Consider the following 13,697-nt stretch of genomic DNA (forward strand, 5'->3'; position numbering starts at 1 on the left):
TTGTCTCCTCGGGGTCTCGAAACGGTTCAGACGACCTTCTGCCGCTGGGTGCCCAGCGGGCCGGCACTGAGCGTCATCACGTCGCCGCGCTTGAGGAACACGGGGGTGGGCTTGATGCCCAGGCCCACGCCTTCGGGCGTGCCGGTGATCACGATGTCGCCCGGCAGCAGCGTCATGAACTGGGTCAGGTGCGCGATGATTTCGGCCACCGGGAAGATCATGTCGGCGGTGTTGCTGCGCTGGCGAACCTGGTCATTCACCTTCAGTTCCAGCGGAATGTTCTGCGGGTCGGGCACCTCGTCGGCGGTCACCAGCCACGGGCCCACCGGGCCGAAGCCGTCGAAGCTCTTGCCCTTGCCCCATTGGCCGCCGCGCCTGGCCTGCCAGTTGCGCTCGGACACGTCGTTGGCCAGGCAGTAGCCGGCCACGTGCGCCAGGGCGCGGTCGCGCGGCACGTGCCGGGCCTGGGTGCCGATCACGAAGCCCAGCTCGACTTCCCAGTCGGTCTCTTCCGATCCTTCGGGCAGCCGCACGTCATCGTCGGGGCCGGCCAGCGAGGTGATGGCCTTGGTGAAGACGACCGGGTCCTTGGGGATATCCATGCCGGCTTCGAGCGCGTGCTTGCGGTAGTTCAGGCCGATGCAGACGAACTGCCGGGTGCCGGCCACGGGGGTGCCCAGGCGGCTGCCTTGGGGGACCAGCGGCATGCGCTGCAGGTCGATGGCCGTGAGCGCCCGCAGCTTGTCGGGGGCGAGCCACTCGGGGGTGAAGTCGGGGACCAGCAGCGACAGGTCGCGTACCTGGCCGTCGGCATCCAGGGCACCGGGCCTTTCCTGGCCGATCGGGCCGTGGCGGAGCAGTTTCATGTTCGAGCCTTCAAGAGCGGGCGCGCGACCAGCCGCGCGACCTCAGCGGCGTGGATGGTAGACACGGCCCGGCGCCCGCGCCAGATGCAGAAAATCGCGCACCGATCGCACCTGCGCATCAGGGCGACCTCTCAGGCCCGCAATGCCGCGACCGCCAAGGCCTCCTGGTGCGCCGCCGCGCGCCGCGTCATGTCACAGAAGTACTCACCGGCGGGCGTCAGGGGCAGCCCCGACCGGCGAACGATGCAGATCGGCGGCGCCCACAGCGGTTCGCGCACCGGCACCCGCACCAGCAGCGAGTTGAACGGCGGCGACTGCAGCCACTGCACCGGCAGCATCATGAGCAGGTCCGAGTAGGCCACCGACAGGAAGAAGGTGAGGGCCGAGTGGCCCTGCACCACCATGCGTGGCGCGGGCAGGCCGAGCCGCTCGAACACCGGGGACAGCTCGTCCTCGGCGCGGTGGGTCACCGACGTGGTCACCCATTCGGCGCCCACCAGCTGGGCCAGCGAGGTCGCGCCGGCCAGGGGATGGCCCTTGCGGGCCAGCACCACGCGCTGGTTGTCGAAGAGCTTTTCCACGGTCAGTTCGGTGCTCACGTCGTCATACGAGGGACCGATGTACAGGTCGAGCGTGCCGTCCAGCAGCTCGCGCTCGATCCGGGGCAGCACCGCGTCGATGATCTCCAGGGTGACGTCGGGGTAGCGCTGGCGGAAGGGCCGCAGCGCCTGCGGCAACAAGGCCATGTGGGCACCGCTGGACAGGCAGATGCGCAGGTGGCCGTGCAGCTTGCCCTTGAGCTGGTCGATCTCGTCCTGGGCCCGGCGCATTTCGCTGCGCAACGCCTGGGCGCGCCGCAGGAACACCTCGCCCATGGGCGTGAGCGCCACGCCCCGCGTGCGCCGCTCGAACAACTCCGCACCGAGCTCCTTTTCCAGCTCCTGGATGCTGCGGGTCATGGCCGGTTGCGACAAGCGCAACTGCCGGGCCGCCGCGCGGACACTGCCGCGCTCGGCAACGGCCAGGAAGTCGCGCAAGGCGTTGAGCTTCATCTCGTGATCCGTTTTCAGTATCAGTGGCGCCGATTTTCGCCGGCGCCGCGATGCCGGACGCGGGGGCAATCCCGCAAGCGCGCGCAGGCTGGGCAGTGATGCCACGGCGGCATCGCCAGCGCATTCCTGCCATCTGTTGCGCCGTGGTGGCGCTCCGTAGCATGCGCGCACCTCGAATCTCGCCTTCGCAGAAGGATTGCGTCATGAATGAGACAAGTTCACCTCGCGTGCTGATCGTCGGCGCCGGCCCGGTCGGCCTGGCCCTGGCGATCGAGCTCGGCCACCGCGGCGTGCCCTGTTTGGTCGTGGAGCGCAACGACCGGGTCGGCTACGCCCCGCGCGCCAAGACCACCAACGTGCGAACCCGCGAGCACCTGCGCCGCTGGGGCATCGCCGACCGGCTGAAGGCCGCGTCGCCGCTGGGGCCGCAGTACCCGTCCAACGTGCTGTTCGTCACCCGCCTGGCCGGCCGTGAGCTGGCGCGCTTCGAGAACGCGCTGTACTGCGGGCCGGGCCGCAGCCCGCTGTACTCGGAGCATGCGCAGTGGATTCCGCAGTACACGGTGGAGGAGGTGCTGCGCGAGCATGCGCAGTCGCTGCCGGGGGTCGAACTGCGCTTCAACTGCGAGCTGCGCGGCTTCGAGCAGGACGAGCAGCGGGTGCGCGCCCGCATCGTCGACACGACCACGGAGACCGAGTCGACCGTCGAGGCCGACTTCCTGGTCGGCGCCGACGGCGCGCGCAGCACCGTGCGTGAGTTGATCGGTGCCCGCCTCGAAGGCAGGTATGGCCTCTCGAAAAACTACAACATCGTCTTCCGCGCCCCGGGGCTGGACCGCGCCCACCCGCATGGGCCGGCCATCATGTACTGGCAGCTCAACAGCGAACCGCCCAGCCTGATCGGCCCCATGGACAAGGGCGACACCTGGTTCTTCATGCCCACCCGGGTCAAGGCCGACGTGAAGCTGGCCGACCTCGATGCGCCCGCCATGATCCGCCAGGCCACCGGCATCGACCTGCCCTACGAGGTACTCAGCAGCGACGAGTGGGTGGCCAGCCGCCTGATCGCGGACCGCTACCGCAAGGGCCGGGTGTTCCTGGCCGGCGACGCCTGCCACCTGCATCCGCCCTTCGGCGGCTACGGCATGAACATGGGCGTGGCCGACGGCGTGGACCTGGGCTGGAAGCTCGCCGCGGTGCTGCAAGGCTGGGGCGGGACGGTGCTGCTGGACAGCTACGAGGCCGAGCGCCGGCCGGTGCACGAGTGGGTGATGGCCGAGGCCGAGGCCAACCACGCGATCCTGGGCGACCAGCTCACCGCCGAGGGCCTGGAGGAAGAAGGCGAGGCGGGCGACCGCATCCGACGCGAGGTGGGCGCGCGCATCGAAGCCGCCAAGATGCGCGAGTTCGTCACGCTGGGCGTGGTGCTGGGCTACCGCTATGAAAACTCGCCGGTCATCGCGGCCGATGGCACCGCCGCGCCGCCGCCCGACTTCGTCAACTACGTGCCCACTTCGCGCCCGGGTCACCTGGCTCCGCATGCCTGGATGCACGACGGCAGTTCGTTCTACGACCATTTCGGGGCCGGCTTCACGCTGGTTGCACGGCCGGGCGACGACGTCGAGGCCATCCGTGCCGATGCGGCGGCCTGCCAGGTGCCGCTGGAAGTGCTGCAGGCGCAGGAAGGCGGGCTTGCCAGCCTCTACCCGACCCGCTACACCCTCATCCGTCCCGACCAGCACGTGGCCTGGCGCGGTGACGCGTGGCCCACGGACGGCGCGGCGCTGCTGGCGCAACTGACCGGCCGGACCGCGGACTGACACATCGACCAAGGAGACAGGGCCATGACCCTTGCAGACTTTCCCCGGCGCCCAGGTGCCGTCGGCGTCCATTCGGTGGAACGCTTCGTGTTCTCGGTCCCCGACCTCGCCGAGGCGCGCCGGTTCTACACGGCCTTCGGCCTCGACGTGCGCGAGGTGGACGGGCACCTGGACCTGTACACCTTCGGCCACCCGCACTGCTGGGCCTCGATCCACGCCAGCGGCGTTCCCAAGCGACTCGAGTACGTGAGCTTCGGCGTGCATGCCGACGAGCTGCCCGTGCTGCGCGAGCGCATCGAGCGGCGGGGCCTGGCCTGCGAGCCGCACCGGCTCGCCCGCCCGGGCGGCCTGTGGCTGCGCAACCCCGACGGCACGCCGCTGCAGTTGATCGAATCACCCAAGGTCTCGCCGGCCGCGAAATGCCGGCCGAGCGAACGTGAACCGGTGGCGCCGGGGCAGGGGGCGGCACCGGTCCGCAGCAAGGTGCGCCCGGTGCGGCCGCGCGCACTGTCGCACGTGCTGTTCTTCACCCCCGATGTGCCGCGCATGATCGAGTTCTGCAGCGAGGTGCTGGGGCTGCGGCTGTCGGACCGGTCCGGCGACATCATCGCCTTCATGCACGGCGCGCACGGCAGCGACCATCATCTGGTGGCCTTCGCCAAGTCGCACGGGCCGGGCTTGCACCACTCCAGCTGGGACGTGGGCAGCATCGACGAGGTGGGGGCGGGCGCCGAGCAGATGCGCATCGCCGGATTCGACCAGGGCTGGGGTGTCGGGCGCCACGTGCTGGGATCCAACTACTTCCACTACGTGCGCGACCCGTGGGGCAGCTTCGCCGAGTACTCGTTCGACATCGACTTCGTGCCGCACGACCTGGAGTGGCCCGCCGCCGACCATCCGCCGGAGGACTCGCTCTATGTCTGGGGCCCGCCGGTGCCGCCGGATTTCGTCACCAACCACGAGCAGGCCGCGGCCACCCCGTGAGCCCCCATCGAGAAGAAGAACGGAGACACGAATGAACATCCGGAACCGACGCCCGCGCGCCGGCCGCGTGCCGGCGCCGGCCATCCTGGCGAGCTGCGTGCTGCTGGTGGCCTGCGCCTCCGAGACGCCCACCCCGCTGGACGTGACGGGCGGCACGGTGGTGCGCAATGCCGCCGTGGTCGACACCCGCACCGGGCGCATCGCGTCCGGCATGTCCGTGGTGCTGCAGGAGGGGCGCATCTCGGCGGTGACCGACCGGCCGGTGCGCGTGGGCGGTGCGGCCCGGGTGGTGGACGGCTCGGGCAAGTTCGTCGTGCCGGGCTACCTGGACATGCACACGCACACGCTGGTCCACGCCGACCGGCAGCCGCCGTGGCCGCTGCTGTTGTCGCACGGCATCACCGGCATCCGCGAGATGTCGGGCACCCCGCCGGCCCTGATCGAGCGGGCTCGCCGGCTCAATGCCGACCGCGCGGCGGGCCGCGTCGACGCGCCCGAGGTCGTGCAGATCGCGGGCCCCTTGTTCGTCGGCGCTCCCACGCCGCAGGCGGCGGCTCAGCACGTGGAGGCCACGCAGAAGCTGCGGGCCGACTTCGTCAAGGTCGTCGGCGGCTCGCCGCCCGCCATCATGGCGGTGCTCAGGGAAGCGAAGGCGCGGAACATCCCGGTCGCCGGCCATCTGCCGCCGCTGATCGATTCGGCTGCCGCCTCGGAAGTGGGGTTCCGGTCGATGGAACACCTGGGCGCCGGCGTCGGCGTTCCGCTGGACTGCGCCGCCGAGCGCGCGGCCATCCGCCGCGACATCGCAGCCGCCCAGGCCACGCCGCCGGTGCTCTCGCCGCTGGCCATCCTCAGCCCGCTGCTGTTCCGCGTGAACGACGCCCCCATCTACGCACGCGTGATGGCCAGCTTCGATCCGAAGGCCTGCGAGGCCCTGGGCCGCACCTTCGCTCGCAACCAGACCTGGCAGGTGCCCACGCTGATCCGGCTGCGCACCATGCACTTCAGCGACGACCCGCAGTACCGCAACAACCCGAACCTGGCCTACCTCGACCCATCGACCCGCGCGATGTGGGAGCGGGCCGCGCAGCAATGGGAGCAGACCGTGCCCGGCGACACCGCGCGCACCTTCCGCGACTACTACAAGCTGCAGCTGCAGGCGGTGAAGCTGCTCAAGCAGCAGGGCGTGAAGATGATGGCCGGGTCCGACTACGGCGGCATCTGGGTGCTGCCGGGCTTTGGCCTTCACCAGGAATTCCGCGAGCTCGCGGCGGCCGGCTTGACGCCGCTGGAGGTGCTGCAGATGACCACGCTCAACCCGGCCGAGTACCTGGGGCGTGAGTCCAGCCACGGCACCGTCGAGGCCGGCAAGCAGGCCGACCTGGTGCTGCTCGACGCCAACCCGCTGGCCGACGTGGCCAACCTCGACCGCATCGCGGGCCTCTTCCTCGATGGGCGCTACTTCGACCGCGAGGCGCTGAAGGCCATGAAGGAACAGGCTAGGCGCTAGGCTCGCTTTCGAGCAGGGGCTGCAGTTCCTCGTTGAAATAGTCGTCCAGGAACCGCCGCGACATGGCGGGGGCCTGGGCGCACAGCTGCGCATCGCAACCCAGCGCCTGCAGCCACAGGTGAATGGCGCTGTCGATGTAGGCCACCGGATCGGCCACGCCGTGGTGCAAGGCCGAGATGCAGGCGTCCAGCAGGCCACGCAGCACGTCGAGCGCGACACGGTCGTCCAGCACGCGGTATTCACCGCTGGCGCGCCCTTCGGCCAGGTCCTGCATGACGATGGTCCCCAGCAGCGGGTCATGCGCGAAAGCCCGCGTGCGCAGCACGAAGGCAGCCCAGGTGCGGTCCAGCAGCGCGCGCGTGAGCACCACGCGCAGCACCACCGCGGTGCTCTTCCACTTCTCCTTGAACACGCAGCGAAAGCGCTCGCCCTCCAGCAAGCCCCTGCGGGTGATCTCCTCGCCGAGCGCGGCCAGGGCCTGTTCGATGGAATCGAAGTGGTTGTAGAAGGTGCCGCGCGAGACGCGGGCGATGTCGGTGATCTGCTCGACGGTGGGGACGGCGCGTAGCTGGGCCGTGCACGTGGTCAGCATGGCTTGCAGCAGGCGCGCCCGCATGCGCGCGCGGCGTTTGTCGGCGGTTTCAGTGCGGTGGTCGGGCATGGCTCGGTGCAAGGGCTGGGCCCCACACCCTAGCATCGGCACCTCGCCCTGGCCCTAGGCCGCCGCACTGGCGCATTCGAGCGCGAACCCCAACTGCTGCAACTGCAGCGCCCTGCCCACGTGATGGAAGTCCATGCAATGGCCGACGCCGCGCACCATCGCCGCGTCGACACGGGGGGATCGCTTCAAGGCGCGGCGGAACGCCTCCACCTCGTCGGCGCTCATGATCCACAAGTGGTCGACCTCGGCCTGCCGGTAGTGCACCGGTACCTCGATGCGCCCCAGCACCTCGGGCGCCTGGTCTTGCCAGGTGCTCACGATATCGACCAGCTCGGCCTTGGGTGCGGCGGTGTTGGCGGCGCGGCTGGCATCGACCATCTTCGGATCGAAGCTGCCTTGGGGACCGAACATGACGAAGTCCTTCACCGGAGGCGGAATCTCCACCGTGGGCGTGTCGGGCAGTTGCGCCCACTGCTCCTTGTGCTCGGGCGGCGTGCGCATGCAGATGCCGGACACCGCAAGGCCCAGCAGGGGCACGTCGGAGGAACCTCCGGCCATCTCGGCAGCCATGGTGGCCGCGATCGCACCGCCGATCGAATGGCCGATCAGCACGATGCCGGCCGTGCCTTCGCCATGGCGTGACCAGGCATCGCGCAAGGTGCCGATCAGGTGCCTGGCCTGTCCCTTGATGGTCATCTCGCCGGCAGCCCGCATGGGGCTGTCGCCATAGCCGGGCCGGTCGGGCGCCAGGACCGGAATGCGGTTGGCCCGGGCCCGCGCGAGCAAGGATGCGCCGGGCACGTCGAAGTAGGCCGAGGTGTAGGTGCCGCCGTGGATCGCAATGACCAGCGGCGTGCGCGGCTGCAGTTCAGGCGGGCACTGATGGCGGCCGGACAGGCCGCCGAACAGGGAGGGTTGCCAGGGCGAGGTGCTCATGATCGATGTCTCTGTTGCGGGTGGAGATCGTAGGCAGGCCCTGCGCCGGACAGGTGTTCAATGTGAGTCCGGGAATACACCGTCCCCAGGGCCGCACTTGGCGGCCGCGGGCCCGCGACGCCAGCGTGCCCATCTCGGCCACGTGGGCGCGGGCACCTCGGTGAATCGATGCAGCAGCGAACCCGCCGCGAGGGACAGCGACACGGCCAGCAGCATCCCCACGCCGTTGAGGTAGACACCTTGGTACCCCTGCAGGTGGAACCCGGCGTTGACCAGCAGGCTCACGGGAAAGTGAATCAGGAAGATGGAGTAGGAGCGCTCGCCGACCCAGCTCAGTGGCCGGGCATGCCAGCGCCTGACGCGTCGGGGCCACCTGGCATGGGCGGCAACGACGACGAGCAGTGCCATGGCCAAGGCGACGGCGATGCGTGTGCGCCATTCGATCACCAGCGCGACGCAGCCGATGATGGCCAGCGCCAGCGTCCACCCGAGGCGGTGGCTGGCCTGGGGGCTGCGCGAGGCCCACCAGGCCATCATGCCCAGGCCATGGGAGCCCACGAAGTACAAGGCCCAGACGTCCAGGGCGGCGTGCCGGTTCCACCACCACAGGGAAGCCGCGGTCACGGTGGCAACGACCGCCTGCGCGGTCGTGGGGACCACGCCGGCTCGCCGACAGAGCCAGAACCACAGCAGCACCAGGCCGTACAGCTGGAAGTCGATGGCGACGTACCACACGCCGGCAGACAGCGATTCGAACCCACCGATGCTGTGAAGCAGTGCCAGGTGCGCCAGCACCGAGCGCCACGTGGGCGTGGCCGACACGGATTCGTGGTCGAACCCCGCCGTGCGGACGATCTCGTTGACCACGATGGCGAGGGCAAGGGCTGCCGCGTAGGGCAGGGCCAGGCGCACATAGCGCTTGCCCAGGGCCGGCCAGAAGGCCTCCTGCCTGGCGATGCCGTGCGGCGCGATTGCCGCCGCCGCGAAGTAGCCCCCCAGGACCAGGAAGACCTGCACGGCCATGCGGCCGTAATCGTCGAGCCAGCCGATCAGGGCCGGCAGCGCCGGACGCACCGCGTCGGCCATGGGACCGTAGAACGCCAGGTGGTGACCCACGATGGCGAGGCAGGCGAGGGCCTTGATCTGGTCGAGCCAGGGGTTTCGGGTGGACACGGGGCGGGATTCTTGCAGAAGGGATGCTGGCATGAAGGCCGGCGAACGCTCGCCACCTACTCGTGCGCCACCTCGAACACCAGCTCGCGCAGGAAGCGCACGGCCGGATCACTGGCCAGGCGTGGGTGCCAGTACTGGTGGATGTCGATCGATGGAATCGCCCGCGTCAGCCGCACGGCGCGCACGCGGGCGATCGGCCGGAAGATGTCGAACACCTCGCGCGGCACCACCGCCACCAGTTCGCTCGCGGCCACGATGAAGGGAATGGCGGCGACGTGGTGCGTGGTCATGGGCGCTTTGGAAAGCTGCCCCGACTGCTCCAGCAGGGTGCGCACCCACCGGTTGGTCGCCGGCACGCCGGGGGACTCCAGCAGTTGCTCTTGCCCGAGCTGCCGCACCGTAAGCGTCTCGCCCACGCGCGGATGGTCCTGGCTCACGATGCAGGTGTAGTCGCGCCGGTACAGGCGCTGGCGCAGCAAGCCCTTGTCCAGCTCGGGCAGGTGGCCGGCGGCGAGGTCCATGGCGCCGTCCTGCAACTGCGTCGCCATCTCCTCGGGCCGCACCTGCATCTGCGCGAGGGTGGCGCGCGGCGCCAGTTGCCCCAGCCGCTTGATGACCTTGGGCACCAGCACGATGGCGCCTATCTCGTTGACTCCAAGCCGAAACGTGCGGGTGCTGGTCGCCGGATCGAAGCGGCCCAGTTGCGAGATCTCGCCGTCCACGATCTGCAGCACGCGCGTCGCCGGGTCCGCCAGGCGCTGCGCGAAGGGCGTCGCCGCCATGCGGTTTCCCACCCGCACGAAGAGCTGGTCGCCGAAGGTCTTTCGCATGCGATCGAGCTGATAGCTCAGCGCCGATTGCGTCAGGCCCAGGCCTTGCGCCGCGCTGGTGACCGTGCCGTCGCGCAGCACGGCCATGAGGGCGCGCAGGTCGGACAGCTGGATGGGGTGATCGAATTCGCTCATAACCTGTATCGAATCCATCATATTTCAGGATGACGGCGCAACTCCTAGCATCCCACCCTCGAGCGAACGATCCGTGCGAGGAACGATATGGAGCGAGCACAGTCCGTGCCTTTGGAAGTTGAAGTCATGGTCGTGGGCGCCGGCCCGGCCGGCCTGTCGATGGCGCTGGAGCTGGGGCTGCACGGCCGCCGCTGCCTGGTGATCGAGGGCCAGGCCCGCACCGGCCTGGCGCCACGCGCCAAGACCACCAACGTGCGCACCCGCGAGCTGATGCGCCGCTGGGGCATGGCCGACCGGCTGGCGCAGCTGGCGCCGTTCGGCGTGGACTACCCGTCGGACGTCGTGTTCGCCAGCAGCATGGTCGGGCCCGAGCTGGCCCGCTTCCACAACGCCATGTACTGCTCGCCGCGGCGCGACGACCGCTTCTCCGAGCATGCCCAGTGGATTCCCCAGTACAAGGTGGAACAGGCCCTGCGCGAGCGGGCCCTGGCGTTTCCCGGCGTGAGCCTGAGCGAGCCGACGCGGCTGGTCTCGTTCTCGCAGGACGGGGAAGGCGTGCTGGCCCAACTGCAGGACGGGGAGGGCGGACGCAGCTGGCAGGTCAGGGCGCGGTACCTGGTGGGCGCCGACGGTGCGCGCAGCACGGTTCGCGAGCTGCTGGGCATCCGCATGGACGGCACGTCGCCGCTCGGGCAGCACCGCAACTACATCTTCCATGCGCCCGGCCTGGCCGGGCGCACGCCGCTCGGCCCCGGCGTCATGTACTGGCTGGTCAACGACCGCTTTCCGGCGGTGGTGGCGCCGCTCGATGCCGGTGACCTCTGGACTTTCGGCTGCCCGCGCGGCGCGGTCAGCGGCGATCCGGCCGACATGATCCGCAGTGCGATGGGCCTGGACATCGAACTGGAGATCCTCACCGAGGACGACTGGACCGCCCACGAATTGATCGCGCGCCAGTACCGCCAGGGACGCGTGTTCCTGGTGGGGGACGCCTGCCACCTGCATCCGCCGTTCGGCGGGCATGGCATGAACATGGGCATCGGCGACTCGGTGGACCTGGGCTGGAAGCTGCACGCCACGCTGGCCGGCTGGGGCGGCCCGCGGCTGCTGGACAGCTACGAGATCGAGCGGCGCCAGGTGCACCGCCGCGTGGTGGATGAATCGGTGTCCAACCACCGCCACCTGTCCTCGTCCTTCTACGCTCCGGGACTCGCTGCACCCGGGCCGCAGGGCGACGCGCTGCGCGCCTCGACGCGCGAGCGCATCCTGGCCAGCAAGCGGCCCGAGTTCGATTCGCTGGGCATCGTGATCGGCTACCACTACGAGCGGTCGCCGGTGTTGCTGCGCGAAGTGGCGGACGAGCCGGAGCGCCAACCCGCCGCCCCCTACCAGCCTTCGGCCCGCCCGGGCTGCCGGTCGCCGCATGCCTGGCTGTCGGCAGGGCGTGGCGAAGGCGCCTCGCTGTTCGACCACTACGACCCCAGCGGCATGACCCTGCTCGCCACCGGCGCACGCGTGACCGACGAGATGCGGCGCCTGGCGGCTGACGCGGCCGCAGCCGGCATTCCACTGCGCTGCATCGCACCCGAGGCTGCGGGCCTGGCCGAGCTGTTCGGCGCCGACTACGCGTTGATCCGCCCCGACCACCATGTGGCCTGGCGCGGTGACGACCTCGACCGCGCAGCCCTGGCGCTGCGCGTGGCCTGCGGGCAGGCGGTGCAGTCCCCCCAAAGCGCCACCCAGCCCGCGTGATCCATTCCATGACCACCCCAAGAAGGAGACAAACCATGACCGCATCCCGCCGCCGCCTCGTCGCAGCCGGCATCGCCACCCTGGCGCTGGCCGGCTTCACCACCACCTCCTGGGCCCAGCAGCCCGCCGCCTGGCCGACCAAGCCGGTGAAGATCATCCTGCCCGCCGCGGCCGGCACCGCGCCGGACATCATGGCGCGCATCCTTGGCGACAAGCTCGGCAAGGTATGGGGGCAGTCGGTGGTGGTCGAGAACAAGCCCGGCGCCGGCGGCGTGATCGGCATGGTCACCGCGCGCGGCGCCGAACGCGACGGCCACACCCTGGTGCTGGCGCCGGCTTCGGTGCTGACGATGACGCAGTACATGTACCGGCCCACGCAGGTGGACATTCCCAAGGACTTCACCGCCGTGTCCCTGGTGGCGGTCGGTCCGATGATGATGGCGGTGGCTGCCAACAGCCCGATCAACACCTTGGCCGACCTGGTGGCCGCTGCCCGCAAGGATCCCGACAAGTACGTCGCGGCCACCACCTTCCAGTATTCGGTGCCGCACCTCACGGCCGACATGCTCGCCAAGGCGACCGACATGCCGCTGCGGTCGGTGCCGTTCGCGTCCAGTGCACAGAGCATCTCGGCCGTGGTGAACGGCGACGCGCAGGTGGTGATCGACGGCATTCCGCCGCTGGAGGCCATGGTCAAGGGCGGGCGGCTGAAGGCGATCGCGGTGTTCAGCGAGAGCCGCATTCCCAACCGCCCGCAGTTGCCTGCGGTGGCCGAGGCCTACCCGTCGATGGTGGTCAACGGCTGGTTCGGCGTGGTGGCGCCCAACGGCACGCCGCCCTCGGTGGTCGACAAGGTGCACCGCGACCTGGCCTCCGTGCTGGCGCAACCCGACGTGGTCGAGCGGCTGGACGGCTTCGGCGTCTACCCCCGTCCCATGAGCTCGGCGCAGTTCGCCACCTTCTGGAACCAGGAACGCCAGCGCTGGGAGAAGGCGCTGAAGGACGTCGGCGCCCAGCCGGTTCAGCAGTAAGGGCGCGGCCATGAGCTTCCAGTTGGAAACCGCCTACATCGGGCTGGAGAGCCCCGACCCCGCTCGCATCGGCGCCTACCTCACCGACGTCATCGGCCTGATGCCGGCCGAGCCGTTGGCGGACGGCAGCCTGGCCTGGCGTGTCGACGGCAAGGCCCATCGCGTCTTCGCACGCCAGGGCGCTCGCGCCGACGCCATCTGCACCGGATTCGAGGCACGCGACGAACGGGCCTTCGACCGCATCTGCACCTCGCTGCGCGGCGCCGGCGCGACGCTCACCGAAGGCGACGCGGCGACGCTGCGGGCCCGGCGGGTGCGTGCGCTGGTGCGCTGCGACACCCCGTGGCGGGTGCCGCTCGAAGTGGTGCTCGGCCTGGAACAGGCGCGCACGCCGTTCGCCAGTGCCGCCTTCCCGAACGGCTTCGTCACCCAAGGGCAGGGCTTCGGGCACTTCGTCTTCGCGGTGAACGACAAGGCCGACTACGAAGCCGCCCGCCACCTGGCCCTGCAGGGCCTGGGCATGGGCTTGTCGGACTGGCTGCGGATGCCGCTCGGGCCGGGCGCCGAGATGCACGTGAGCTTCCTGCACTGCAACCCGCGCCACCATTCGCTGGCCATCGCGCTCGTCCCGGCGCCCGAGTTGCCGCAGCGCCTGCACCACGTCAACTTCGAGGTGAGCCAGGTGGTCGATGTCGGAACGGCGTTCGAGCGTGCGCTCCGAAGCGGCACGCGGATCACCAACACCATGGGCCAGCACGCCAACGACCGCATGGTCAGCTTCTACAGCGCCAGCCCCGATGGCTGGCAGGTGGAGATCGGCGCCACCGGCAAGGTGGTGCACGAAGACTGGACCGGCGCGCAGGAATACGACCGCATCAGCGAGTGGGGCCACCAGCCACCGCAGGTGCTCGGCGAGCTGCTGGGCGTTGCGGCGGCCTGAACCCCTC

The 13,697-nt window shown here is 70.1% G+C and carries 12 protein-coding genes; 6 read left to right on the forward strand and 6 right to left on the reverse strand.

Translation table 11 applies throughout. The annotated features are described in order from the left end of the window. Positions 1-26 precede the first annotated feature (26 nt). Both JI739_RS16345 and JI739_RS16350 read right to left on the reverse strand, forming a co-directional pair. Positions 27-866 carry a fumarylacetoacetate hydrolase family protein gene (locus tag JI739_RS16345; RefSeq protein ID WP_201685001.1) on the reverse strand — a complete coding sequence of 280 codons (840 nt, stop codon included), beginning with the start codon at positions 864-866 and terminating at the stop codon, positions 27-29. A gap of 131 nt (positions 867-997) precedes the next feature. Then, entirely contained in the window at positions 998-1,918 is a 921-nt protein-coding gene (locus JI739_RS16350; RefSeq protein WP_201685002.1) for a LysR substrate-binding domain-containing protein, read from the reverse strand. 203 nt (positions 1,919-2,121) lie between these two features. Between JI739_RS16350 and JI739_RS16355 the strand changes: the two genes are divergently transcribed. From JI739_RS16355 to JI739_RS16365, 3 genes are read left to right on the forward strand one after another with little or no spacing between them, the layout of a single operon-like run. Continuing rightward, entirely contained in the window at positions 2,122-3,738 is a 1,617-nt protein-coding gene (locus JI739_RS16355; protein WP_236589788.1) for an FAD-dependent monooxygenase, read from the forward strand. 24 nt (positions 3,739-3,762) lie between these two features. Next, the gene (locus JI739_RS16360; RefSeq protein WP_201685004.1) at positions 3,763-4,722 is read left to right on the forward strand and encodes a VOC family protein; all 960 of its coding nucleotides are present in this window, start codon (positions 3,763-3,765) and stop codon (positions 4,720-4,722) included. Positions 4,723-4,753: 31 nt separating this feature from the next. Then, entirely contained in the window at positions 4,754-6,232 is a 1,479-nt protein-coding gene (locus JI739_RS16365) for an amidohydrolase family protein (RefSeq protein WP_201685005.1), read from the forward strand. On the opposite strand, the gene JI739_RS16370 is transcribed toward JI739_RS16365, so the two are convergent. From JI739_RS16370 to JI739_RS16385, 4 genes are read right to left on the reverse strand one after another with little or no spacing between them, the layout of a single operon-like run. Beyond that, positions 6,222-6,893 carry a TetR/AcrR family transcriptional regulator gene (locus JI739_RS16370; protein ID WP_201685006.1) on the reverse strand — a complete coding sequence of 224 codons (672 nt, stop codon included), beginning with the start codon at positions 6,891-6,893 and terminating at the stop codon, positions 6,222-6,224. The two genes, JI739_RS16365 and JI739_RS16370, sit on opposite strands and share 11 nt — an antisense overlap. Before the next feature lie 54 nt (positions 6,894-6,947). Continuing rightward, positions 6,948-7,829 (reverse strand): alpha/beta hydrolase, encoded by an 882-nt coding sequence (locus tag JI739_RS16375; protein WP_201685007.1) that lies wholly within the window; start codon positions 7,827-7,829, stop codon positions 6,948-6,950. Positions 7,830-7,886: 57 nt separating this feature from the next. Further along, positions 7,887-9,002, reverse strand: a complete 1,116-nt coding sequence (locus JI739_RS16380; RefSeq protein WP_354003738.1) for an acyltransferase family protein — start codon at positions 9,000-9,002, stop codon at positions 7,887-7,889. Positions 9,003-9,058: 56 nt separating this feature from the next. After that, a complete protein-coding gene (locus JI739_RS16385) occupies positions 9,059-9,967 on the reverse strand; it encodes a LysR family transcriptional regulator (RefSeq protein ID WP_201685009.1) in 909 nt (302 codons plus the stop codon). Positions 9,968-10,072: 105 nt separating this feature from the next. On the opposite strand from JI739_RS16385, the gene JI739_RS16390 reads away from it, so the two are divergent. Genes JI739_RS16390 through JI739_RS16400 form a run of 3 tightly spaced genes read left to right on the forward strand, consistent with a single transcriptional unit; the run spans position 10,073 to position 13,690 of the window. Beyond that, the gene (locus tag JI739_RS16390; protein ID WP_354003739.1) at positions 10,073-11,719 is read left to right on the forward strand and encodes an FAD-dependent monooxygenase; all 1,647 of its coding nucleotides are present in this window, start codon (positions 10,073-10,075) and stop codon (positions 11,717-11,719) included. Positions 11,720-11,754: 35 nt separating this feature from the next. Continuing rightward, positions 11,755-12,750 carry a Bug family tripartite tricarboxylate transporter substrate binding protein gene (locus tag JI739_RS16395; RefSeq protein ID WP_201685011.1) on the forward strand — a complete coding sequence of 332 codons (996 nt, stop codon included), beginning with the start codon at positions 11,755-11,757 and terminating at the stop codon, positions 12,748-12,750. Between the two features lie 10 nt (positions 12,751-12,760). Then, the gene (locus JI739_RS16400; RefSeq protein ID WP_201685012.1) at positions 12,761-13,690 is read left to right on the forward strand and encodes a VOC family protein; all 930 of its coding nucleotides are present in this window, start codon (positions 12,761-12,763) and stop codon (positions 13,688-13,690) included. The last annotated feature ends 7 nt before the right edge of the window (positions 13,691-13,697 follow it).

The sequence above is a fragment of the Ramlibacter aurantiacus genome (assembly GCF_016722895.1).
Classification (GTDB): domain Bacteria; phylum Pseudomonadota; class Gammaproteobacteria; order Burkholderiales; family Burkholderiaceae_C; genus Ramlibacter; species Ramlibacter aurantiacus.

Bases quoted from the DNA above. Each gene is read 5' to 3' on its own strand.
- JI739_RS16345 (WP_201685001.1), bottom strand. From the start codon at position 866: ATGAAACTGCTCCGCCACGGCCCGATCGGCCAGGAAAGGCCCGGTGCC.
- JI739_RS16350 (WP_201685002.1), bottom strand. From the start codon at position 1,918: ATGAAGCTCAACGCCTTGCGCGACTTCCTGGCCGTTGCCGAGCGCGGC.
- JI739_RS16355 (WP_236589788.1), top strand. From the start codon at position 2,122: ATGAATGAGACAAGTTCACCTCGCGTGCTGATCGTCGGCGCCGGCCCG.
- JI739_RS16360 (WP_201685004.1), top strand. From the start codon at position 3,763: ATGACCCTTGCAGACTTTCCCCGGCGCCCAGGTGCCGTCGGCGTCCAT.
- JI739_RS16365 (WP_201685005.1), top strand. From the start codon at position 4,754: ATGAACATCCGGAACCGACGCCCGCGCGCCGGCCGCGTGCCGGCGCCG.
- JI739_RS16370 (WP_201685006.1), bottom strand. From the start codon at position 6,893: ATGCCCGACCACCGCACTGAAACCGCCGACAAACGCCGCGCGCGCATG.
- JI739_RS16375 (WP_201685007.1), bottom strand. From the start codon at position 7,829: ATGAGCACCTCGCCCTGGCAACCCTCCCTGTTCGGCGGCCTGTCCGGC.
- JI739_RS16385 (WP_201685009.1), bottom strand. From the start codon at position 9,967: ATGAGCGAATTCGATCACCCCATCCAGCTGTCCGACCTGCGCGCCCTC.
- JI739_RS16395 (WP_201685011.1), top strand. From the start codon at position 11,755: ATGACCGCATCCCGCCGCCGCCTCGTCGCAGCCGGCATCGCCACCCTG.
- JI739_RS16400 (WP_201685012.1), top strand. From the start codon at position 12,761: ATGAGCTTCCAGTTGGAAACCGCCTACATCGGGCTGGAGAGCCCCGAC.